The organism is Streptomyces sp. NPDC006510, assembly GCF_040611955.1.
GTDB lineage: Bacteria > Actinomycetota > Actinomycetes > Streptomycetales > Streptomycetaceae > Streptomyces.
The window spans coordinates 1-20,937 of sequence record NZ_JBEXPH010000147.1 but is presented as its reverse complement, the minus strand read 5'-3'; the positions used below and the strand labels follow the sequence as shown (position 1 = coordinate 20,937).

The window sequence follows — 20,937 nt, the reverse complement described above, 5'->3', positions numbered from 1 at the left end:
GTTTCCGACTCTATCAGACTCTTTCGTGTCCGATTTCCCGGTCGAAGCGGGTCCTGCACCGCCTTCCAGTTCTTCGCTTTCGCGTTTCCCTTTCCGGCGAGCCCGACTCTATCAGGCCTTTTTACTTTCCTTGACCAGCCCCTGCAGGCATGCAGGTGCCGAGTCCGGGTTAAAGTCAGGGCTTAAAAGTCGCCGCCGACCCCCGACTCAAAGTCGCGTTGGGGTCAGGCAGGAGTACGACAGTACAGGTCGCCGGGAGTCGAGGCAAATCATTTCCGGTGTGCCCCTAAGGCCGCGAACCGCCAGGACTCGGGCGGAACCAGAACTTCTTATGACTTACGCTGCTGAACAGCACGCCGTCGCCCACAGGTTGTGACGGCGCCGATCAAGCTCCACCCCTGGGAGGCTCCCTATGACCACTGTGACGTCCCCGCTTGCCGGACGTGCCATCGGGCTCGCTGCGGTACCGGACCCGGTCTTCTCCGGCGCGATGGTGGGCCCCGGAACCGCCATTGATCCTGTGCGTGAGCCGTCCGAGGCGGTATCGCCGGTCGACGGCATCATCGTCTCCCTGCACCCGCACGCGTTCGTCGTCGTGGACGAGCACGGGCACGGAGTGCTGACGCACCTCGGCATCGACACCGTTCAACTCAATGGCGAGGGATTCGAGCTGCTCGTGAACAAGGGGGACACGGTCACGCGCGGTCAGGGCATCGTGCGCTGGGACCCTGCGGGCGTCGAGGCGGCCGGCAAGTCGCCCGTGTGCCCGGTCGTGGCGCTGGAAGCCACCGCCGAATCCCTGTCCGACGTCCGCGAGGACGGCGACGTGAAGATCGGCGACACCTTGTTCGGTTGGCAGTGACGGACTCGCCACGATGACAGCCGACTGGATATCCACCGCGGGGGCACGGGCCGCCGCTCAACCGGGGACGGGTGAAATGCAGACAACGCTGCGAGGCGTCGGTGTGAGCCACGGGGTGGCGATCGGCGAGGTGCGTCATATGGGTACGGCGGTGCTCGAACCGCCGGCCAAGCAGATCCCCGCCGAGGAGGCCGAGCGCGAACAGGGGCGCGCTCGCCAGGCCGTGGAAGCCGTGGCGGCCGACCTGATCGCGCGCGGCAACCTGGCCGGTGGCGAGGCTCAGCATGTGCTCGAGGCCCAGGCCATGATGGCGCAGGACCCCGAGCTGATGGCTGACGTGGAACGGCGTATCGCCGTCGGCAGCACCGCGGAGCGTGGCGTCTACGACGCGTTCGCCGCCTACCGGGCGCTGCTCGCCAACGCCGGGGAGTACCTGGCGGGGCGCGTTGCCGACCTCGACGACGTGCGCAACCGGATCGTGGCCCGGCTGCTCGGTGTGCCGATGCCCGGTGTGCCGGACAGCGACGAGCCCTATGTGCTGATTGCTCGGGACCTGGCGCCTGCGGACACGGCGCTGCTCGACCCGGCTCTGGTGCTCGGCTTCGTGACCGAGGAGGGCGGGCCGACCAGCCACAGCGCGATTCTGGCCCGGGCACTCGGGGTGCCCGCCGTGGTGGCGCTCCCCGGTGCCGGTGAGCTGGCCGAGGGCACGGTCATCGCCGTGGACGGCAGCACCGGCGAGATCTTCGTCGAGCCGAGCGCCGAGAAGCGTGCGGAGATGGAGAGTGCCGCCGCGGCGCGCAAGGCCGCGCTGTCGGCTTCGTCCGGGCCGGGTGCGACCTCCGACGGTCACAAGGTTCCGCTGCTCGCCAATGTCGGCGGGCCCGGTGACGTACCGGCGGCGGTCGAGGCCGGTGCGGAGGGCGTGGGGCTGTTCCGTACCGAGTTCCTGTTCCTGGACGACAGCAAGCAGGCGCCGTCCGAGGAGAAGCAGGTCGCGGCGTACCGGGCGGTGCTGGAGGCATTCCCCGAGGGGCGCGTCGTCGTACGGGTGTTGGACGCCGGGGCCGACAAGCCGCTGGACTTCCTGACTCCGGCGGACGAGCCGAACCCGGCGCTGGGTGTGCGTGGACTGCGGAGTCTGCTGGACCACCCCGACGTGCTGCGTACTCAGCTGACCGCGCTCTCGAAGGCGGCTCAGGGACTGCCGGTCCACCTTGAGGTCATGGCGCCGATGGTGGCGGACCGCGCGGATGCCAAGGCTTTCGCCGACGCCTGCCGTGAGGCCGGTCTGCAGGCGAAGTTCGGTGCGATGGTGGAGATTCCGTCCGCCGCGCTGCGGGCGCGTTCGATCCTGCGGGAGGTGGAGTTCCTTTCGCTGGGCACCAATGACCTGGCGCAGTACACCTTCGCCGCCGACCGGCAGGTGGGTGCGGTCTCCCGGCTGCAGGACCCGTGGCAGCCCGCGCTGCTCGATCTGGTGGCGCTGTCGGCGGAGGCTGCCAGGGCCGAGGGCAAGAGCTGTGGTGTCTGTGGTGAAGCCGCCTCCGATCCGCTGCTGGCTTGTGTGCTGACCGGGCTGGGTGTGACCTCGCTGTCGATGGGTGCCGCGTCCATTCCCTATGTCCGCGCCACGCTGGCGAAGTACACGCTCGCGCAGTGCGAGCGTGCCGCCTCCGCCGCTCGTGCGGCGGACTCCGCCGAGGGGGCGCGGGTCGCGGCCCAGGCGGTGCTGTCGGGCGAGTAGGTCCGCGGCGTTCTGTGGTGAAGGGGCTTCCCGCCCATGGTGGCGGGGAGCCCCTTCGCCCTGTCAGTGATGCGCTTCCGGTTCGTCCGCGCCGAGGTCGAAGCCGGCGCAGTACTCCACGTGGGACTCCGGGGCGACCGGTTCGCCGGTGTCGGCGTCGGTGCAGTAGGCGCTGAAGACCTCACCGGCGCTGAGCGGGACCAGGTTGCCCCGGGTCAGCCGCCAGCCGTGCACCCGGTCCTGGGCGCCGGCGCTGCTCGTACGCAGTACGACTCCCCCGGGCCTTTCGAGGGCGATGCCCACGGCGAGCACCGTGACGAACTCCGCTCCTTCCCCGGATTCGAGTCGGGCGGGCCCCGTGCTGTCGCGCTCGGTGTGCAGGACGGCGATCAGCTGCTCGTTGTCGGTGGGGGTGCTGCAGACCAGATGGTGGGTGCCGGGGCCGGCCGTCTCCAGGATGCGGAGCAGGAGGTGCGAGGCGCGGTCGAAGGCGGCGTGGCCGATGTCCTTGCCGCAGTCCGCGCATTCGCCGAGGCCGGCCAGGAGCATCGTGGCGTACTCCCAGGTGGCCCGGCGGACGGCCCGGCTGACCAGGAGCGGGATCAGGGTGTCGATGGGCTGTCCGGTGTACGCGACGGTGGCGCCGGCCGAGGCGACCTCGGCTGTGAAGCGGCTGCGGCTGGCCGGGGCGTCGGGAGCGAGTCCCGACTCGGCGCAGAACTCCGCGTACTCCTCCGGATCGAACAGGGCGACCGTGGCGTGCATGCCCTGTGCGGAGAGGGACTTCAGCAGCGTTTCGACCTGCCGCAGATAGACGGTGTGGTCGTCGAAGGTGAAGGTGCTGTAGCGCCGCATCGCCGCGAAGTCCTGCTCGTCGGCCAGGAGGCCGATGGTGCTGGGTGCTTCGCGGCGCAGCGTGCGTCGCATGGATGCGCCGGAGCGGCTGTACCCGGCTGTCCTGCCGTACTCGCTGTTCCCGCTGTTCCTGATGTGCGCCATGACTCCCCCAGTGCGCTGTCGATCATTGCTCACTCAGAGTAATCAGGGGCACTGACAACGGGGACGGTCAGTGACGCTTGCGCGCGAGGTCCTCGTAGAAGTGGAGGAGTTCGAGGTTGTCGATCGAGCCGGGGTTGACCACCTTGGCCAGGGCCGTGCCCTGCAGGAGGCGTTTGACCGGCACCTCGATGCGCTTGCCGGTGAGGGTGTGCGGGATGCCGGGGACTTCGATGACCTCGTCCGGCACGTGGCGCGGGGAGAGGTTCTCCCGGATGGTCCGCTTGATGCTGTCGCGCAGCGCGTCGTCGAGCCGTGCGCCCTCGGCGAGGTGGACGAAGAGCGGCATCCAGTAGCCGCCGTCGGGCTCTTCGAGGCCGATGACGAGGGATTCCCGGATCTCGGGGAGTCGCTCGACGGCCTCGTAGATGTCGGCGGAGCCCATCCGTACGCCCTGGCGGTTGAGGGTGGAGTCGGAGCGTCCGTGGATGATGACCGAGCCGTGTTCGGTGATCGTGATCCAGTCGCCGTGGCGCCAGACGCCGGGGTACATGTCGAAGTAGCTGTCGTGGTAGCGGCTGCCGTCGGGGTCGTTCCAGAACCGGATGGGCATGGAGGGAATGGGCGCCGTGACGACGAGTTCGCCGACCTCGCCGATGAGCGGTTCGCCCGCGAGGTCCCAGGAGCGCAGGTCCGTGCCGAGACACGGGGCCTGGAGCTCGCCGATGTGTACGGGGAGGGTCGGGACGCCGCCGGCGAAGCAGCTGCAGACGTCCGTGCCACCGCTGACGGAGGCGATCCACAGGTCTTCGGCCACTTCGTCGTGGAGCCAGCGGAAGCCGTCGGGCGGGAGCGGGGAGCCGGTGGTGGCGACGCACTGGATACGGGAGAGGTCGAAGTCGCGGCCCGGATGGATGCCGGCCTTCCGGCAGGCCATGACATAGGCGGCCGAGGTGCCGAAGAGGGTGGCTCCGGTCTGTTCGGCGACGCGCCACTGGGCGCTGACGTCCGGATAGCCGGGGCTTCCGTCGTACAGCACGAGGGTGGTTCCGGTGAGGAGGCCGGAGACGAGGAAGTTCCACATCATCCAGCCGGTGGAGGTGTACCAGAAGAAGCGGTCCTCGGGGCCGAGGTCGCAGTGCAGGCCGATCTGCTTGAAGTGTTCCAGCAGGATGCCGCCCTGGGACTGGACGATCGCCTTGGGAAGCCCGGTGGTGCCGGAGGAGTAGAGCACCCAGAGCGGGTGGTCGAAGGGGACCTGTTCGAATACGGGCTCGGTGTCCGCGGAGGTGAGGGCGGACCATTCGAGGGCGCCCTCGGGGGCCTCGGTGCCCAGCAGCGGGATGTGGACGACGGCGCGCAGGGTGGGGAGTTCGCGGCGCAGCTCGGCGACCGTGTCGGCGCGGTGGTGTTCCTTGCCGCCGTAGCGGTAGCCGTCGACCGTGAAGAGAACCACGGGTTCGACCTGCTGGAAGCGGTCGAGGACGCTGCGGGCACCGAAGTCCGGGGCGCAGGACGTCCAGACGCCGCCGACGGCGGCGGTGGCGAGGAAGGCTACGACGGCCTCGGGGATGTTGGGGAGGTAGCCGCTGACGCGGTCGCCGGGGGTGATGCCGAGGGCGCGGAGTTCGGCGGCGAGCGAGCCGACCCGGCGGCGGAGTTCGGACCAGGAGACGGGGACCTGGGTGTGGGTCTCGTCGACGTGGAGCAGGGCGGGGGCGTCCGCGCGCAGCGGGTCCTCGGCGGTGCGCAGCGCGTGTTCGGCGTAGTTGAGGGTGGCGCCGGGGAACCACTGGGCGCCGGGCATGGTGCGGTCGGCGATGACGGTCTCGTACGGGGTGGAGAACCGTACGTCGAACCAGTCGGCCACGGCCTGCCAGAAGGTGTCGAGTTCGTCGACGGACCATTGGTGCAGTGCCAGGTAGCCGCCCTCGGCCGGTGCTCCGTAGCGCTGGGAGGCCCAGCTCTGGAAGCGGGTGACGGCGGCGGCCGCGATGCGGTCGGGGCCGGGCTGCCAGAGGGGGGCTTCGTTGGCTGCGGCGGTCATGGGGCGGCTCCCTGGCTGTACGGGTACGCGGGACGGGCGTGGGTCGCGCGCACATGCTGGGGTGTGCGCGCGACGGCTGTTACGGACGATGCCATGTGATCGTCTTTCGCACCAGGGTTCCCCACCCACGGTCGCGTGTCCGGACATGTGGTCCGGACACGGGTGAACGGAAGTTGAACGCAGCCCGCACCCGCCCCGCCGGATGGCAGGGTGAGCCGCATGGACGGTCGTGACCTGGTGCGCTCGGTGAAGATGCTCGGTTCGGTGCGGGGGCTGCGCGCGGTGCGCTCCTCCTGGCGGCGCCGGAGTGCGGATGCGCGGGCGCTGCCCCGGCGTGGTGCGGAGCGGGCGCGTGTGCCCGGCCTGGTGGTGGGGGCGGAGCCGGAGCCGGGCGGGGGTGTGGTGCGGTTCGCCCGTTCGGAGTTGCGGGTGCGGGTGGCGGTGGGCGGTGCGGTGTTCTGGGGCTGGGACGGGGCGGAGCCGTTGCCGTCGTACGCGCTGCCCGGTGCGGCGCCCGAGCCGGATCCGCGGGCCGAGCTGGAGCCGGACAAGGACGGTGGCTGGCAGGTGGTCTCGGAGCGGCTGACCGTCGCGGTATCGCGGCACGGGGCCGTGGAGCTGCGTACTCCCGGCGGGGTGGTGCTCCGGCGCGAGCTGCCGCCGCGCTGGTGGGAGCCGGTGGCGGGTGGTGGTGCCCGGTGGGTGCAGCGTTCCGAGGTTCCGGCGGACGCCCGGTTCTTCGGGCTCGGCGGTCGGGCGTCGGGGCCGCGGCTGCGGGACGGTGTGTACGGGCTGTGGAACACCGATCCGGGTGGGCGCTTCGGGCCCGGTGACGATCCGCTGTATCTGACGATGCCGGTGCAGCTCGTGGTCTGCGACGCGGGGACGCATCTGATGTTCCACGACAACACCTGGTCGGGGCGGGTGACTCTGCGCGAGGGCGAGGAGGGGGCGGGCTCCGGCCACGACCGGCCGGGGATGTGCGAGGTGCGGATGGACGGGGGGCCGTTGCGCTGCTGGGTGGTGACGGGTACGCCGGCCCGGGTGCTGCAGGGCTGGACGGCTCTCACGGGTGCGCCGGCGGTGCCGCCGTCCTGGGCGCTGGGGCCGCAGCACGCCCGGTGGGGGTTCGGGAGTGAGCGGGAGGTGCGGCGGGTCGTCGCCGGTTACCGGGAGCGGGGGCTGCCGCTGTCCGTACTGCATCTGGACATCGACCACTACGACGCGCACCGGGTGTTCACGGTCGATCACCGGCGTTTTCCCGATCTGCCGGGCCTGGCGAAGGAGTTGCGGGAGGAAGGTGTGCGGTTGGTGTCGATCGTCGATCCCGCGGTGAAGGCGGAGCCGGGGGACGCGGTGTTCGACGCGGGGACGGCGGTCGGGGAGGGCGGGGCGTTCGTCCGGGACGCGCGGGGGCGTGTGGTGCGCGGGGAGATGTGGCCGGGCGAGTGCGTGTTCCCGGACTTCACCGATCCGCGGGTGCGCCAGTGGTGGGGCGGTCTGTACGAGGAGCGGCTGGCGCAGGGGTTCTCCGGTGTGTGGCACGACATGAACGAGCCGGTGTCGTTCGCGGCCTTCGGGGATCCGACGCTGCCGCGGTCGGCGCGGCACGTTCTGGAGGGCCGCGGGGGTGATCACCGCGAGGCCCACAATGTGTACGGGCTCGCGATGGCGCGTGCCGGGTACGAAGGGCTGCGCCGGCTGCGGCCCCAGGAGCGCCCGTTCCTGTTCTCGCGTTCCGGCTGGGCGGGGATGCAGCGGTACGGGGGCACCTGGTCCGGTGATGTGGCGACCGGCTGGCCGGGGCTGCGGGCCTCGTTGGCGCTGGTGCTGGGGCTGGGTCTGTGCGGGGTGCCGTATTCGGGGCCCGATGTGGGCGGGTTCGACGGGTTGCCGTCGCCGGAGCTGTATCTGCGATGGTTCCAGCTGGGTGCGTATCTGCCGTTGTTCCGTACCCATGCGGCGATCGACGCGGGGCGGCGGGAGCCGTGGGAGTTCGGGCCCCGGGTGCTGGAGCACGCCCGGGCGGTGCTGGAGGAGCGGGAGCGGCTGCACCCGTACTTCGTGACGCTGTCGCGGCTGGCCGGGCTGACCGGTGCCCCGTACGTGCGGCCGCTCTGGTGGCGTGCGCCCGGGGACCGGTCGTTGCGGGAGTGCGAGGACGCGTTCCTGCTGGGTGACGCCCTGCTGGTGGCTCCGGTGCTGGAGAGTGGCGCGGATCGCCGGGCGGTGCGGTTGCCGCGAGGGCGTTGGTACGACACGGCGACCGGTGAGGTGTACGAAGGGCCGGGGCAGGTGCTGCTCGATGCGCCGCTGTCGCGGGTGCCGGTGTTGGCGCGGGCGGGTTCGGTGCTGCCGGTGCGGGGGGCGGACGGTGGTGTGGAGCTGGAGGTGTGGGCTCCGGCGGCGGGGCGCAGCGGGGGCGGGCTGGTGGTCGGGGATGCGGGGGACGGCTGGGAACGGGCGGAGGTGGAGCGGTACACGTCGCGGTTGGTGGACGGGCGGGTCGTGGTCGAGCGGGAGGGTGAGGAGGGGCCGGTGGGGTATCCGGTGCGGGTGCGCGGGCTGTAGCGCCCCTCCCGGAGGGCAGCCTTCCGGAGGGGCGTTCCGCGGCGGGCTCTGCCGGTCACGGCTCCGGGCGGGCCGCGGTGCCGCTCAGCGGTAGCCGCCGTCGAACCAGGTGCGGACGGCGCGGGTGTGCAGCGGGAACGCGAGCTCGGTGGGGGCCCGGAGCAGTCGGAAGCCGGAGGTCTCGTCAGTGGGACGGGAGGGCGGGAGGGCGGCTGCGGGGCGTTCCGGGAGGAGGCCGAAGAGAAGCAGGTGGCCGTCCGGGGCACTGAGGGCGTCGGCGAGGCGGACCTCCCGTTCGTCGGCTCCGATGCCGGTCTCCTCGCTCAGTTCCCGCACGACCGCGTGTTTCCAGTCCTCGTCGTGGTCGATGTAGCCGCCGGGGAGGGCGAGGCCGCCGCGGTGGGGCGGGATGGTGCGGGTGATCACCACGAGGCCGGTGCCGTCCCGGTCGGTGACGGGGAGGAGGGCCACGGCGACCGGCAGTGGGTTGCGGTAGGCGGTGCTGCCGCAGGCGGTGCAGGTGCGGGGCCAGGTGACGGATGCGGCGTAGGGCGCTCCGCAGCTGCCGCAGTGGGAGTCCTTGGCCGACGTCTCGGGGTTGCTCTCGGGCTTGCTCACTGACTTGCTCTCCGGCGCAGACACGCGCGGACTGTATCCGATCCTCCGGCGGACTCCCCCGTACTGCTGGATTATGTGCCCATGACAGGTCTTGCTTCCGCTTTCCGTGTCCTGGCGGCCGCTGCCGCCGCCCTGCTCGCCGTCACCGCCGCCGCCCCCACGGCCGGGGCGAGGCCCGAGCCGAAGGCGCCCGAGGAGTTCGTCGCGCTGAGCTCGGTGGATCCGACGATCATCCAGGAGATGCGCTACCCCACCGTCCACAACTTCATGGGCGTCCCGGTGGACGGCTACCGCAAGCCGCTCTGCATCCTGACCCGGCCCGCGGCCCGGGCACTGCATGACGCGCAGACCTGGCTGCTGCGCCAGGGGTACTCGCTGAAGGTGTACGACTGCTACCGGCCGCAGCGGGCGGTCGACCACTTCGTACGGTGGGCGAAGGATCTCGACGACGAGACCATGAAGGGCGAGTTCTACCCCCGGGTCGACAAGACGCGGCTGTTCGCCGACGGTTACATCGCGGAGAAGTCGGGGCACAGCCGCGGCAGCACCGTAGACCTGACGCTGGTGAAGCTGCCCGCAGCACCGACCCCGCCGTACCGGCCCGGCGACCGACCGGTGCCCTGCTACGCGCCCGCGGCCGAGCGGTTCCCGGACAACTCCGTGGACATGGGCACCGGGTTCGACTGCTTCGACACGCTCTCCCACACCGACGACCCGCGCGTCCAGGGGGCGCAGCGCGCCAATCGGCAGTTCCTGAAGAAGACGCTCACGGACGCGGGCTTCGTGAATCTGGCCGAGGAATGGTGGCACTACACCTTCAAGCCCGAGCTGTTCCCGGACACCTATTTCGACTTCCCGGTGGCCCGGCGGTCCGTCGCGGGGCACTGACGCCGCTACGCCGAAGCGGGTCGGCCGGGACCACCCCCGTGGACCCCGGCCGCCCACTTCTCCTCTCCGACGCGGACCGGCCGTTTCCGGTTGCGTTCCGAGCCATTACGGTGCCCGTATGTCACAGCAGACGTTCGATTCGTACGAGGAGTTCTGGCCCTACTACGTGGCGATGCACTCCAGGGCCGCGACCCGGTGGGTCCATCTGACCGGCACTCTGACCGGGCTCGCGGTCACCGCCTACGGTCTGGCACGGGGGCGCAAGAGGTACGCGGCCGCGCTGCCGCTGATCGGGTACGGGACCGCCTGGCCCGCGCACTTCCTGATCGAGAAGAACAATCCGGCCACCTTCGGGCATCCCGCCTGGTCGCTGCGCGGCGATGTGCAGATGATCCGGATGATGCTGGCGGGCCGCGACCGGGAACTGGCGGAGACCGCCGCCGAATGGCTCGCCGGGAACGGCCGTCGTCAGGAGTCCTGACGGTCCGTCACGGCGGGAGAAAACTCCTTGCTCAAGTCACGCGACGACGCACGGCCCGTACCCCGGTCGGCGGGGGTGCGGGCCGTGTCGGCTACGTCGCGGCGGGCTCGCGCCTCCGGCCCGCACGGGCCACGGCGTGCTCGACGACGGCCACCAGCACATCCCGTACGGAGGCACGGTCGCGCGCGTCGCACATGAGCACGGGCACCTCCGGGTCGAGGTCCAGCGCCGCCTGCACCGTCTTGGTGGGGAACTTGTCCGCTCCCTCGAAACAGTTGACGGCGACGGTGAACGGAATGGCGCGGCGCTCGAAGTAGTCGACGGCCGCGAAGCAGTCCTCCAGCCGCCGGGTGTCCGCGAGCACGACGGCCCCGAGCGCGCCCTGGGCCAGTTCGTCCCACAGGAACCAGAATCGGTCCTGTCCCGGGGTGCCGAAGAGGTACAGCACCAGGTCCTCGCGGACGGTGATCCGGCCGAAGTCCATGGCCACCGTGGTGGTGGTCTTCGCCTCCACGCCCGCCAGGTCGTCCACCGGGCGGCCCGCCTCGCTGAGTCTCTCCTCCGTACGCAGCGGCCTGATCTCGCTGACCGCGCCCACCAGAGTCGTCTTGCCCACTCCGAAGCCGCCCGCCACCAGGATTTTCAGGGTAACGGGCTCAACGGGCCGCTTCTTGCGGCTAGAGCGCCCGAAGGCCATTGATCACCTCGCGAAGAATGTTCACGTCCGGCAGCTCGGCCGGCGGAACGGGACGGGTTACATGCACCAGCTCGTCCTCGACGAGGTCACCGACCAGCACCCGGACCACCCCGACGGGGAGATCCAGGCCGGCCGCGAGCTCCGCGATCGACTGGGGCATGCCACTGCAGAGTTCGATGATCTCCACGTGTTCCGGGGAGAGCGTCTGGTCCCGGCCGTGGTCGTCGGCCTCGGGTTCGGGGACGACGACCGCGATCAGGTCGAGCCGATGGCGGGAGGCGCTGCTGGTTCGGCCCCGGGTCATCGCGTACGGACGGACCACCGGTCCCGCATCGGCGTCGTACCAGCGCGAGGCCTGCGGGTCGGTGGGCGTTGCCGGAGATCTGGAGGAGTCAGCGCTCACCGTCCACTCACCCCCCGGCGGACAGACCGGTCGTCCGGGGGGCGTTGGCCAGGTGTGCGCCGACGCGCTTGACCATCAGCGTCATCTCGTACGCGACCTGGCCCACGTCCGAGTCGGCGTCGGCCAGCACCGCGAGACAGCTGCCGTCACCGGCCGCCGTGACGAACAGGAACGCCTCGTCGAGTTCGACGACGGTCTGGCGGACCCGGCCGGCGTCGAAGTGCCGCCCGACGCCCTTGGCGAGGCTGTGGAATCCGGAGGCGACTGCCGCCAGATGTTCGCTGTCCTCGCGGGTCAGGTCCTTCGACGTGCCGGTGGCGAGGCCGTCGCTGGAGAGCACCAGCGCCTTGTGGATGCTGGCGACGCGTTCGACGAGTTCGTCGAGGAGCCAGTTGAGCTGGCCGGAGCCCTGGCGTGCGGCGTTGTTTGCTGCGACGTTCGGTGCGGTCATCGACCGTCCCCTCCCGGAGTGATTCCTGGTGCTGTGTCACCGGGGCCGGTCGCGTCCTCGGCGTTCTGCCGACGGCCGCGCTGCCAGCCGCGTTGGAGCGAAGCCATCCGGCTGCGCACTTCTTCCGCATCACGCTCGAAGTCCTGATCCGGTTCCGTTCGGGCCGGCTCGGCATCGCGGGCACCCGATTCCTCGCGCAGTTGCGGGGCGAGACTGGCCTGCCGGATGCGGCGCGGCAGGCCGCCCACGGTTTCCCGGGTGCTCGGGGCTCCGGGGGGCGCGGACTCCTCGGGTGCGGCGGGCCCGGTGGGTCTCCGGAAGCCGGTGGGCTGCCGGGGTTCGGTGGGCGTGCTGTCGGCACCGGGCCCGGTCGTGTCGGCCGCGCCCGGCGGAACGTCGTGCTCGGCGTTCGCAGGATGGGCGCGGCCCTCCTCGTCGACCCGGCGGCCATTGTCGGTGACCAGGGTCGGCGGTTTGCGGCGGGGCAGCGGCACCGGGCCGGCGGGGCGCATCGGCCGTACACCGGCCGCCGGTTCCGTCCCCTGGTCGGTGGCCTGCTGGTGCTGTTCGCGGTCGGCCTCGCGCCGGAGGTCGCGGGCGCGGAAGATGCCGCCGCGTTCGCTCTCGCTGTCGTCGATGTCCGAGGCGCCGCCCAGCAGGGGGTCGAGCAGCGGGTCGCTCTCGAAGCCCAGCGTTCCGACGGGTCCTTCGAGCTCGACGGGCCCGTCCAGGAGGGCCGGGTCCACCAGGCCGGTCGGAACGGGGGCGAGGCCCGAGGACCTGCCGGTGGCCCGGCGGTCCGGTGTGCCGTCCCTGCGGTCCTGGCCACTGCCGGACGCTTCGCCGGCCGCCCTGCCACCGCTGCCGATCGCCCGCTCGGCCCGGCGGTCGAGACGGAATCCGGTGCCGTGGGTGTCCGGGGCGTCGGTGAGCAGCGCCGCCGGGATGAAGACGACGGCGGTCGTGCCACCGTACGGAGAGGTCTGCAGCGAGACGCGGACATTCTGGCGCTGGGCGAGACGGCTGACCACGAACAGGCCGAGCCGGTCGGTGTCGGAGAGCTCGAACTCGGGGGTCTCGGCGAGCCTGAGATTGGCGTCCAGGAGGATGTCGGGCGCCATGCCGAGGCCCCGGTCGTGGATTTCGAGCGTGAAGCCGTTGGCGACGCGTTCGCCGAGCACCTGGACCGCGGTGTGCGGGGGCGAGAACACGGTCGCGTTCTCCAGGAGTTCGGCGATCAGGTGGGTGAGGTCGGCGACGGCGGGTCCGCCCACACCGATCCGGGCCAGCCGGCGGACCTCGATCCGTTCGTAGTCCTCGACCTCCGCGACCGCCGCCCGCACCACGTCCATCAGCTGGATCGGCTTGCGCCACTGGCGGGAGGGGGCCGCACCGGAGAGGATCACCAGACCTTCGGCATGGCGACGCATGCGGGTGGTCAGGTGGTCGAGGCGGAAGAGGTCCGCGAGTTCTTCGGTGTTCTCGGTGCGGCGCTCCATCGTGTCCAGGAGCGTCAGCTGCCGGTGCAGCAGCACCTGGTTGCGGCGGGCGAGATTGACGAAGACCTCGGACACGCCGCGTCGCATGTCCGCCTGCTTGACGGCGGCTTCGACGGCCGCCCGTTGCAGGGTGTTGAGGGCCTGGCCGACCTGGCCGATCTCGTCCCGTTCGTACTGGAGGTGCGGGGCTTCCGTCTCGACGTCGACCTGTTCCCCGGCGGCGAGCCGGCGCATGACACTCGGCAGCCGTACGCCGGAGACCTCATGGGCGTCCTTGCGGAGCCGGGAGAGGTCCCGGATCAGTTCACGGCCGATGCGTACGGAGACGAACACCGAGGCGATCAGGGCGAGGAAGCCGAGGACGCCCGCGATTCCGGCCTTGATCAGGACGCTGTAGCCGGCGGGCTTTCCACGGTCCTGGAACCGGTTGTTCATCTCCGTGGAGTCGTTGGCCAGCCGCTCCAGGACCGGCGGGGCCGCCTCCTGCCAGCGCTCGGCGTCGACGGCACGCGGGTCCTGGGTGGGACCGCCTTCGATGAGGGTCTTCTCCGCCGTCCGCAGCGGTTCGCTGTCCGGGCTCGACCAGTACTGCTCCACGCGTTGGCGCTCCGACGCGGGAAGCGCGTCGACGTTGATCTCGTAGAGCAGCTTGCGGTTGGCGACGAGGTCGGAGATCTGGCGGAGTTCGGGGGCGGTGAGCCGTCCGGCGATGAGCGACGAGGCGACCAGGGCGTCTTCGCGGGAAAGCATTTCGCGGGCTCGTGAGATGCCGACCAGTGCGCGGACCTGCTTGTCCATCGACACGTTCTCCATCGTGCGGAGGCCGGTCAGGAAGCGGTAGCAGGGATCTATGAGCCGACCGTAGAACTCCATCGCCTTGGAGCGGTCGATGGTGCGTCTGTCGACCGAGTCACGGAGCGCGCCGAGGCCCTCGACCGTGCCGAGGATCGAGTTCAGCTGTGCGTCGTCCTCGGAACTCAGCGCGTCGCGGATGTCCTTCTGCCGGGCGCTGTCCTGGACGCCGGTCAGGACGCGGTCGGTGGCCGCCCGTTGGCGTTGCAGGAGCGGGAGGGCGTTGGAGGCCCTGGGGTCGGCGAGGAAGACAAGGGTCTGGCGGCGCTCGTCCTGAATGGCCCGGACGGTGTCCTCCAGAGGATGACCGACCTTCTCCACGATCGTGCTCGCGTCCATCAGCTGACCGGCCTCGCGCCCCGTCAGGTAGGTGGCAAATCCCCAGAGCCCGGTGAGGGAGACGAGCGGCACCAGCAGCAACGCCACGATCTTCCTGCGGATGGACTTTCCGCGAAAGCGCATGGACTCCCCCAGCTCGACCCCGCGGGGCCGGGGTCGTGTTCCGTCAATAAACGGCGCGAGCCTACTACTGACGGAGTAGCAACTCGAAGGGATGTCCGGACGTTTTTCGGCCGCAGTGTCCGACGTCGGTCACTGGTTGTCCTGGTATTCCGGGCAATGAAATTCGCGAAAGCGGCAGAAGAGACCTGCCAGGGCTTCATCCTGTTCGGTAGGGCAGTTGGCTGGAATCCTTCGCTTCACGAGGACTTGCGGGAATCTTCACGGCCGTTCACTCGTCTCTCTGTACGGGGCAGACGTAACACGGGGAGAGCCAGGGCCGGTTCGGCGGGATCATGGTCGGGGTCGCCATGCCTGATCCACCGGGCGGGCACCGCGCAGCAGGCGTCGCGAGGCAGGACGGTCCGATCCGCCCGCGTAGAAACGGCGCATGCCGGGCAGCAACCCTGAAGTCGGACACTGGTGGGGAGTTGAGAGTCCTTGGAAACGAAACAGCGTCGGGGTGCGGTGTCGTCGGCACCGGCCGCGACGGCGAGCTCGACGGCGGGGGGCGGGGCGAAGATCCCGCGCCAGCAGCTGTGGGTGGAAGAACCCGCGACACGGCGGCGGATGCCGGACCCGGTCCGTCGCTCCGCCGTGCGGGCCGTTCTCATCATGTCGCTGACGATCATCCAGGCCATGGTGGCGTTCCTGTGCACGCTGACCGGGTCCTGGCTGGCCTTTCCCATGGTGCTGAGCAGTGTCGGCAGCACCGTGGTCGCGACCTGGTCGGTGCTGGACGTGTGGGTCACCCGGCAGGTCTGGAACCAGCGCAACGGCGTGATTTCGGCGCCGAGCAGTTCGGCGCGGCAGTTACGCCGTGAGCGACGCAGAGCACGGCGGGCGGAGCGGGCCGCCCAGCGGGAGGACGCTCGGATACGCCGCCGGGGCGCGGAAAGCCTCTCGCGGGCCTGAGCGCCGTCGGGCCGTCTCCGCGCCCGTGCGCCTGGCCCGTATCTGCGCCCGTGCGCCTGGCCCGCTCTGCGCGCCCCCTCTCGTCCGTTCCCGTCCCGGCGCGTCTCTTCCCGTCCCGGCGCGTCCCGGCGCGCCTCTGCTCGTCCTTACTCGTCGGCGGGGCCCGGAGCGCGAACCTGAGCGGTGTCGGGGGAGGTCGTCGCGCGCTTGAACATGCGGGTGGCGGTGATCTCGCCGTGCACCGTCCCGCCGTTCGGGTCCTGCTGCGGCAGTCCGGGACGCAGGTGCTCCTCCACGCTGATGTATTTCAGCCCGGCACGCAGATCCGCGTCGTTGCGCAGCCGGATGACCAGCGGGAATTCGGCGAGTGCCGTGGTGTCGAACAGCCCGGTCGTGTAGAGCAGCTGCACGCCCAGGGCGTCCGACACCGCGCGCTGGAGCTCCAGCAGATAGGTGGCGTTGGCGCGGCCGATGGGGTTGTCCAGGAAGAGCGTGCCCGCGTGCCGGTGCTGGTGCCGGTCACGGCCCCGGTCGTTGCTGCGCAGCGCGGCCATCGTGCAGTACAGGGCGATGGCGGCGGTGAGCAGCTGGCCGCCGGAGAAGACGTCGCCCATCTGCCCGACCGGGACGCGCTCGGCGCGGAGCACCGCGTCCGGCTTGAGGATCTCCACGGCGATGCCCCGGGGCTCCAGCGCCGCCTGCACACCGCGCAGCAGCAGGGACATGCCGTCCCTGCGCAGATCGGAGTTCTTCCTCAGGGCGGCGCGGGTGGCCTCGTCGATGACCTCGCCGAGCCGCTCGGTGAGCGTGGCCTGGTCGGGTTCCTCGAAGCGGATCCGGAGGAACTCCTGACCCGACCACTCCCCCAGTCCTTCGGGGAGCTGGGAGAGCCGCTGGGCGGACCGGAGGGTGGTGAGCGCGGACTCCACGAGGCCGCGGAGCCGGTCGACGATGGAGTCGCGATTGCGCTCCAGCTGGGCCAGCTCGTCGGTGAGTACCCGGAGCCGGGGCGCGAAGGCGGCGGCCCACTTCTCGGCGTGCTCGGGCAGCGCCGCGGCCGGCAGTTCGCGGATCTGCTGCCGGGCAGGGGTGCGGACCTGTTCGTAACGCGTGGAGTTGGCGTGCCGTACGAGGACGTCGCTCGCCTCCCGTACGGCACTCTCGGCGGTGGACAGGTCGGCGGCGCAACCGCGCAGTGAGCGGCGGGCCTCGGCGGCGGACTGCCGGGCCTCGTCGAGGCTGCCCGGGTACGGCTCGGGGGCCTCGGTGTCGTCGTCCGCGCCGTGGTCCCGGAGGAGGTCGCGCAGGAGGGCAGCCGTCTCGTCGAAGCCGCCCGCCGAGTCCTCGGCGGTGCGGTGGGCGTGCAGCAGCTCGGCGTGGGCGGCGCGGGCGGTGTCCAGGGTCGCGGTGGCGGTGGCCAGTTCGGCCGTGGCGGTGCGCAGGAGGGTCTGCGCCCGGTCGGCGTCGGCGGGGACCAGCTCGTCGGGGAGTTCGGTGTGCTGGGACTCGCCGTCGACCGGGGCCAGACGCTCGGCCTCGCCACGGAGCCGGCCCAGCTGCTCGCTCGCCGCGGAGGCCCTGGTCTCCAGGAGCTGCACCAGGGACTCGGCACGGGCGGCGGCCGCCTGCCGGGAGGGGCCGTCCGCGCCGTCGGTGCCTTCGAGGAGCTGGGCGGCGCGGGTGCGGACCTTGTTGGTGAGCCGGTCCAGCTCGGCGAGGGCGGCGCTCTCGTCGCTCTCCGCGCGGGCCTGTTCGGCGCGCAGATCGGCGCCGACGCCGACCTTCTCGTACAGCTGGGACGCGGCCCGGTACGCCTCGCGCAGCGCGGGGAGTGCGGGGCGCGGGTGAGACGGCGCTCGGCGCGCAGCGCGAGCAAATGCCCGCGCACTCGTGCGTGCTGGTCCTGCTCGGGGTGCGGCTGAACGGCACGAAGGAGCTGATCGCCCTGGCCGAGGGTCTGTGGGAGTCCACCGAGTCCTGGGCCGACCTGCTACGCGACTGCCGCCGGCGCGGCATGCGCGACCCCGAGCTCGTCGTCGGCGACGGCGCGATGGGCCTGCGGAAGGCCCTCAGTGAGGTGTTCCCAGCGGCACGGCATCAAAGGTGCTGGGAACACAAGGCCCGCAATGTCACGAACTGTCTGCCGAAGTCAGCACAGCCGGGCGCGACGAAGGCGATGCAGGAGATCTACAACGCCGAGGACCGCGCGCACGCCGAGAAAGCGATCGAGGCGTTCGCGAAGACCTACGGTGCCAAGTGGCCCAAGGCCGTCGCGAAGATCAACGACGATCGGGAGGAACTGCTGGCGTTCTACGACTTCCCGGCCGAGCACTGGATCCATCTGCGGACCACGAATCCGATCGAGTCGACGTTTTCCACGGTCAAGCTGCGGACCAAGATCACCCGCGGGGCCGACAGCCCGGCCGCGACCCTGGCCATGGTGTTCAAACTGGTCGAGTCCGCCCAGGCCCGATGGCGCGCGATCACCGCAGCCCACCGCGTGTCCCTCGTGCGCGCGGGCGCCCGCATTCGAGAACGGCATCCTGGTCGAGCGCGCCGACGTGGCGGCATGACCGCACCGCCCGGCCGAGCTCTGCCTGGCACGGCTGGAGATCCGCCCCTTTGGCCCGCGGCCCCCTCGCGCCTGCCGATCAAACGACTCGCCGATCACTCATCAACGCGATGAAACGACCAAAGGCCTCGTCCCCGGCGCGACTGTCGCCGAGCTCCGCGCACAGCACAGGGAACTCGGCCCACGCCTCGCCCGCGACGGCCCACCGCACAAAGCTGCTCCGCCCGTCGTGGATGCGCACCTCGTCAACCCACTGGTCGAGGCCGTCGCCCATCGAGTAGACGAAGAAGTGCGCGTCCTCCATGGCCGGTGCCAGGAGGTCGATGAGCTGGTGAAGGTTGCGTATGTCGATGTAGCAGATGTCCGACAGCTGCTCCAGGCAGAGGTAGTCAGCCTCCGGTGGCCCCAGGTCGAATTCCCATCCTCTCCCATGGACCTTCTGGTTGAGCAGATGGACCGGCCAGGTTTTCTGCCTGGGCACCTCGGTGGCCACCACCGAGAGCGTCTCCTCGACCAAAGACCGCCATCCCGGACGTACTCGAACAAACGTCCCGTATAGGTCGGGCCACGGCGACACTTGAGGAAAACGCAACCGGAACCGCCCGTGCCAACGATCATCGCGCCTGGTGACAAACGTCCCGGATAGCTCGACCGGATGAGGCTCTCTCATGGGCTGAGCATATGAGACACCGCCATCGGACCCCTGAAGCCCCGCGTCCCGTCGCCAAGCCCTTCCGAGCCGGCATGCCAGGCTCGAGCACAAGGCTTTCATCAAGCCTCAGTGAGACACCGCCACCCTCACGCATCACCTGACCCACAACTCTTGACAATTGTTCCGTCCGCGCGCCGGGCGGTGCCCCACCGGGAAACGTCCCCGGAACCGAGTTGCTGTCGGTGGACTACCAGGCGTTGATGGCCGCCGCCGTGGAGGCGGGAACCGACGGGCTGGGGCCCGGCGGGCAGTGGTGGTGCTGGACTGGGACAGCGCGTGTGCTTCCCGTGTCGAGGGTGCGAGAGCACGGCTGTTCCAGAGCCACTCGCTGGACCGTGTTGTGCCATTCGGCGAGCTCGCGGGCGCTCTTCGCCCAGAGGATGTTGAAGTGGTTGATGCGCCGGTAGAGGAGGGTCGCCGTGCTCGGCATCCCGAACAGACCGGGGTGCACTGCGCACAGCGGCGCGGCAGGGGGGCGTACCACGCACCTCCCGGCGGCCTAGGACAGGCCGTCGAGCGGCCGGAGGAAGCGGCGCTCGTACCGCTTGATGCAGCGGGTGTCACGAGCCAGCTGGAACGCTTCCTGGCACTCCGGGTCGGACATGCTGTCCGTGCGGTACTGCTCGTACGCGGCCAGGCTGGGAAACGAGAAGAGGGCGTAGGCGATGTCGCTGTCGCCCTCACTCGGCAGGAAGTAGCCGTGGTGCGTCCCGCCGAAACGGTTGACGAGCCGGACCCAGCGGCGGCCGTATTCTTCGAAATCCTCAAGCTTGTCGGCATCGATCTCGTACTTCAGATGAACAGTGATCATGCCTACATCATGCCGGATGCCGGACCCTGGGTCAGTGAGCGAAGGACGTGGCCAGTTGTTGCTCCGCGCGGGTGCGGGTGGTGGCGAGTCGGTAGGAGCCAGTACTGGTCTCGATGTTGCCGCCGTACGTGAGGCGGTCGGAGATGGAGCGCAGAGGCGCGGCACAATCTTGATCTTGCGCATGACAACGACCTGACGTCAGCAGACCTTCTGTCTTCCTCTGGAATCCATGGCTCGCCGGTCACCAGGCGAGATCCGAGCTCAGCTCCCTCGCCGAGCCGACCGAGTTCGGCATCGCCGGGCGCCGGTGATCCGAGGGTTGCCCGCAGGCCCTCCCACCCGCGCAATGACCGGCCCCGTCCCAGGCGGGGCCGGTCGTTGTTGAAGGCGCCTCCCGCTACCGCGAGTCGCTGCGGCCGGGCCAACCATCGCGGGATCGGGCTGATGCTGGTCGCGGATGATCCGCTACGGCCGTATCGCCACCGCATCAACCTCGAAAAGCATCCCCGGCAGTGCGAGCGAGGCCACGCCGCTCAGTGTCTGGGCCGGCAGCCTGTCGCCAAAACGGGCGTGTAGCGCCTTGCCGAGGATCTCCAGCTTGTCGAGGTCGTGGTCGACGATGAAGGTCCCGAGGCGGACCACGTGCTCGTACCCAAGGCCGACCCCCTCCAGTGCGGAGCACAGTCGGTCAAACGCCAGATTCACCTGGGCCGCGAAATCACCGGGCACAGGAGCACCGGTGGTGTCGGAGGCGTACTGACCGCCGATGAAAACGGTTTCGCCGGGCGCCGAGACAGCGTGGCTGTAGCCAAACGGTGTCGGGTCATGGAGGGCGGCTGGGTTGGTGATCGCGCGCTGATCGGTCGTCATGCCTGTTTCAACACGTGCACCGACCTGCCCATTCCATCGGGATCAAGGCAGTTAGGAAGGAAGCTATGCGTCTCCCGAGAGACAGCTGTGGCTCCGCAGATGACGAGGAGCAGCGAATGGTGATGGTGCATGTGCTCCTGGAGTACGGCCGCCACAATGGGCATGCGGACTTTCTGCGTGAGGGTGTCGAGGGGACCGCAGGAGCCTGAGTCCGCAGGAGCCACCGGCAGCAGGACCATGGCGTTGGAGGCGGCTGGTTGCGGCCCGGTCACGCTCCTCGCGTACGACTGCGCGCACGCCCGGACTTCTCCGTGCGACGCCGGCTGCAAAACGTTGCCCAATTCCTTCGTAGCAGCGCCGAGTGGGGACCCTCAGTTCCTTCGTGCTGTTCGAGTACCGCACCGTGATGCCTGAACGTTGCATGGCGATCGACGCCTTGCATCGGAG

Annotated in this window: 19 protein-coding genes and 1 pseudogene; 8 read left to right on the top strand and 12 right to left on the bottom strand. The window is 70.3% G+C overall.

The genetic code is table 11. The features are described 5' to 3' along the window. The first annotated feature begins 412 nt into the window (after positions 1 to 412). On the top strand, positions 413 to 862 hold the full coding sequence (locus ABZY11_RS32270) for a PTS glucose transporter subunit IIA (RefSeq protein WP_356482547.1): 450 nt from the start codon (positions 413 to 415) through the stop codon (positions 860 to 862). Between the two features lie 76 nt (positions 863 to 938). Continuing rightward, positions 939 to 2,609 carry a phosphoenolpyruvate--protein phosphotransferase gene (gene ptsP, locus ABZY11_RS32265; protein WP_356482546.1) on the top strand — a complete coding sequence of 557 codons (1,671 nt, stop codon included), beginning with the start codon at positions 939 to 941 and terminating at the stop codon, positions 2,607 to 2,609. Positions 2,610 to 2,672: 63 nt separating this feature from the next. Here ptsP and ABZY11_RS32260 read toward each other — a convergent pair whose 3' ends face one another. Continuing rightward, positions 2,673 to 3,608, bottom strand: coding sequence for a hypothetical protein (locus ABZY11_RS32260; protein WP_356482545.1), 936 nt, complete (start codon positions 3,606 to 3,608; stop codon positions 2,673 to 2,675). Between the two features lie 67 nt (positions 3,609 to 3,675). Further along, positions 3,676 to 5,652 (bottom strand): acetoacetate--CoA ligase, encoded by a 1,977-nt coding sequence (locus tag ABZY11_RS32255; RefSeq protein ID WP_356482544.1) that lies wholly within the window; start codon positions 5,650 to 5,652, stop codon positions 3,676 to 3,678. A gap of 219 nt (positions 5,653 to 5,871) precedes the next feature. On the opposite strand from ABZY11_RS32255, the gene ABZY11_RS32250 reads away from it, so the two are divergent. Then, positions 5,872 to 8,223 carry a glycoside hydrolase family 31 protein gene (locus ABZY11_RS32250; RefSeq protein WP_356482543.1) on the top strand — a complete coding sequence of 784 codons (2,352 nt, stop codon included), beginning with the start codon at positions 5,872 to 5,874 and terminating at the stop codon, positions 8,221 to 8,223. An 84-nt stretch (positions 8,224 to 8,307) separates the two neighbouring features. Here the strand turns inward: ABZY11_RS32250 and ABZY11_RS32245 are convergent, their stop codons facing one another. Continuing rightward, positions 8,308 to 8,841 carry an NUDIX domain-containing protein gene (locus ABZY11_RS32245; RefSeq protein ID WP_356482549.1) on the bottom strand — a complete coding sequence of 178 codons (534 nt, stop codon included), beginning with the start codon at positions 8,839 to 8,841 and terminating at the stop codon, positions 8,308 to 8,310. Between the two features lie 81 nt (positions 8,842 to 8,922). Between ABZY11_RS32245 and ABZY11_RS32240 the strand changes: the two genes are divergently transcribed. After that, entirely contained in the window at positions 8,923 to 9,729 is an 807-nt protein-coding gene (locus ABZY11_RS32240) for a M15 family metallopeptidase (protein WP_356482542.1), read from the top strand. Between the two features lie 118 nt (positions 9,730 to 9,847). After that, positions 9,848 to 10,210, top strand: coding sequence for a DUF962 domain-containing protein (locus tag ABZY11_RS32235; RefSeq protein ID WP_356482541.1), 363 nt, complete (start codon positions 9,848 to 9,850; stop codon positions 10,208 to 10,210). 91 nt (positions 10,211 to 10,301) lie between these two features. On the opposite strand, the gene ABZY11_RS32230 is transcribed toward ABZY11_RS32235, so the two are convergent. From ABZY11_RS32230 to ABZY11_RS32215, 4 genes are read right to left on the bottom strand one after another with little or no spacing between them, the layout of a single operon-like run. Further along, on the bottom strand, positions 10,302 to 10,907 hold the full coding sequence (locus tag ABZY11_RS32230) for an ATP/GTP-binding protein (RefSeq protein WP_356482540.1): 606 nt from the start codon (positions 10,905 to 10,907) through the stop codon (positions 10,302 to 10,304). Then, the gene (locus ABZY11_RS32225) at positions 10,888 to 11,310 is read right to left on the bottom strand and encodes a DUF742 domain-containing protein (protein ID WP_356482539.1); all 423 of its coding nucleotides are present in this window, start codon (positions 11,308 to 11,310) and stop codon (positions 10,888 to 10,890) included. The genes ABZY11_RS32230 and ABZY11_RS32225 overlap by 20 nt, the downstream gene beginning before the upstream one ends. A gap of 7 nt (positions 11,311 to 11,317) precedes the next feature. Continuing rightward, positions 11,318 to 11,761 carry a roadblock/LC7 domain-containing protein gene (locus tag ABZY11_RS32220; RefSeq protein WP_356482538.1) on the bottom strand — a complete coding sequence of 148 codons (444 nt, stop codon included), beginning with the start codon at positions 11,759 to 11,761 and terminating at the stop codon, positions 11,318 to 11,320. After that, positions 11,758 to 14,574, bottom strand: a complete 2,817-nt coding sequence (locus ABZY11_RS32215) for a nitrate- and nitrite sensing domain-containing protein (RefSeq protein WP_356482537.1) — start codon at positions 14,572 to 14,574, stop codon at positions 11,758 to 11,760. Before ABZY11_RS32215 ends, ABZY11_RS32220 begins: the two co-directional genes overlap by 4 nt. 504 nt (positions 14,575 to 15,078) lie before the next feature. Here ABZY11_RS32215 and ABZY11_RS32210 point away from each other — a divergent pair. Continuing rightward, entirely contained in the window at positions 15,079 to 15,525 is a 447-nt protein-coding gene (locus ABZY11_RS32210; protein WP_356482548.1) for a hypothetical protein, read from the top strand. Between the two features lie 146 nt (positions 15,526 to 15,671). On the opposite strand, the gene ABZY11_RS32205 is transcribed toward ABZY11_RS32210, so the two are convergent. Continuing rightward, the gene (locus ABZY11_RS32205) at positions 15,672 to 17,123 is read right to left on the bottom strand and encodes a hypothetical protein (protein ID WP_356482536.1); all 1,452 of its coding nucleotides are present in this window, start codon (positions 17,121 to 17,123) and stop codon (positions 15,672 to 15,674) included. A gap of 266 nt (positions 17,124 to 17,389) precedes the next feature. On the opposite strand from ABZY11_RS32205, the pseudogene ABZY11_RS32200 reads away from it, so the two are divergent. Then, positions 17,390 to 18,098, top strand: a pseudogene (locus ABZY11_RS32200) (IS256 family transposase); the annotation flags it as partial. 78 nt (positions 18,099 to 18,176) lie between these two features. On the opposite strand, the gene ABZY11_RS32195 reads toward ABZY11_RS32200, so the two are convergent. From ABZY11_RS32195 to ABZY11_RS32180, 4 genes are all read right to left on the bottom strand, one after another. After that, a complete protein-coding gene (locus ABZY11_RS32195) occupies positions 18,177 to 18,593 on the bottom strand; it encodes a hypothetical protein (protein ID WP_356482535.1) in 417 nt (138 codons plus the stop codon). A gap of 403 nt (positions 18,594 to 18,996) precedes the next feature. Continuing rightward, positions 18,997 to 19,293, bottom strand: coding sequence for a hypothetical protein (locus ABZY11_RS32190; RefSeq protein ID WP_356482550.1), 297 nt, complete (start codon positions 19,291 to 19,293; stop codon positions 18,997 to 18,999). A 15-nt stretch (positions 19,294 to 19,308) separates the two neighbouring features. Continuing rightward, the gene (locus ABZY11_RS32185; RefSeq protein ID WP_356482534.1) at positions 19,309 to 19,620 is read right to left on the bottom strand and encodes an NIPSNAP family protein; all 312 of its coding nucleotides are present in this window, start codon (positions 19,618 to 19,620) and stop codon (positions 19,309 to 19,311) included. Between the two features lie 465 nt (positions 19,621 to 20,085). Beyond that, entirely contained in the window at positions 20,086 to 20,490 is a 405-nt protein-coding gene (locus ABZY11_RS32180) for a Rid family hydrolase (RefSeq protein ID WP_356482533.1), read from the bottom strand. Between the two features lie 65 nt (positions 20,491 to 20,555). On the opposite strand from ABZY11_RS32180, the gene ABZY11_RS32175 reads away from it, so the two are divergent. Further along, positions 20,556 to 20,699, top strand: a complete 144-nt coding sequence (locus tag ABZY11_RS32175; protein ID WP_356482532.1) for a DUF664 domain-containing protein — start codon at positions 20,556 to 20,558, stop codon at positions 20,697 to 20,699. Positions 20,700 to 20,937 lie beyond the last annotated feature (238 nt).

Excerpts from the sequence above, each read along its gene's own strand:
- ABZY11_RS32270 (WP_356482547.1), top strand. The coding sequence starts at position 413 with ATGACCACTGTGACGTCCCCGCTTGCCGGACGTGCCATCGGGCTCGCT.
- ptsP (WP_356482546.1), top strand. The coding sequence starts at position 939 with ATGCAGACAACGCTGCGAGGCGTCGGTGTGAGCCACGGGGTGGCGATC.
- ABZY11_RS32260 (WP_356482545.1), bottom strand. The coding sequence starts at position 3,608 with ATGGCGCACATCAGGAACAGCGGGAACAGCGAGTACGGCAGGACAGCC.
- ABZY11_RS32255 (WP_356482544.1), bottom strand. The coding sequence starts at position 5,652 with ATGACCGCCGCAGCCAACGAAGCCCCCCTCTGGCAGCCCGGCCCCGAC.
- ABZY11_RS32250 (WP_356482543.1), top strand. The coding sequence starts at position 5,872 with ATGGACGGTCGTGACCTGGTGCGCTCGGTGAAGATGCTCGGTTCGGTG.
- ABZY11_RS32240 (WP_356482542.1), top strand. The coding sequence starts at position 8,923 with ATGACAGGTCTTGCTTCCGCTTTCCGTGTCCTGGCGGCCGCTGCCGCC.
- ABZY11_RS32235 (WP_356482541.1), top strand. The coding sequence starts at position 9,848 with ATGTCACAGCAGACGTTCGATTCGTACGAGGAGTTCTGGCCCTACTAC.
- ABZY11_RS32230 (WP_356482540.1), bottom strand. The coding sequence starts at position 10,907 with ATGGCCTTCGGGCGCTCTAGCCGCAAGAAGCGGCCCGTTGAGCCCGTT.
- ABZY11_RS32220 (WP_356482538.1), bottom strand. The coding sequence starts at position 11,761 with ATGACCGCACCGAACGTCGCAGCAAACAACGCCGCACGCCAGGGCTCC.
- ABZY11_RS32215 (WP_356482537.1), bottom strand. The coding sequence starts at position 14,574 with ATGCGCTTTCGCGGAAAGTCCATCCGCAGGAAGATCGTGGCGTTGCTG.
- ABZY11_RS32185 (WP_356482534.1), bottom strand. The coding sequence starts at position 19,620 with ATGATCACTGTTCATCTGAAGTACGAGATCGATGCCGACAAGCTTGAG.
- ABZY11_RS32180 (WP_356482533.1), bottom strand. The coding sequence starts at position 20,490 with ATGACGACCGATCAGCGCGCGATCACCAACCCAGCCGCCCTCCATGAC.
- ABZY11_RS32175 (WP_356482532.1), top strand. The coding sequence starts at position 20,556 with ATGCGTCTCCCGAGAGACAGCTGTGGCTCCGCAGATGACGAGGAGCAG.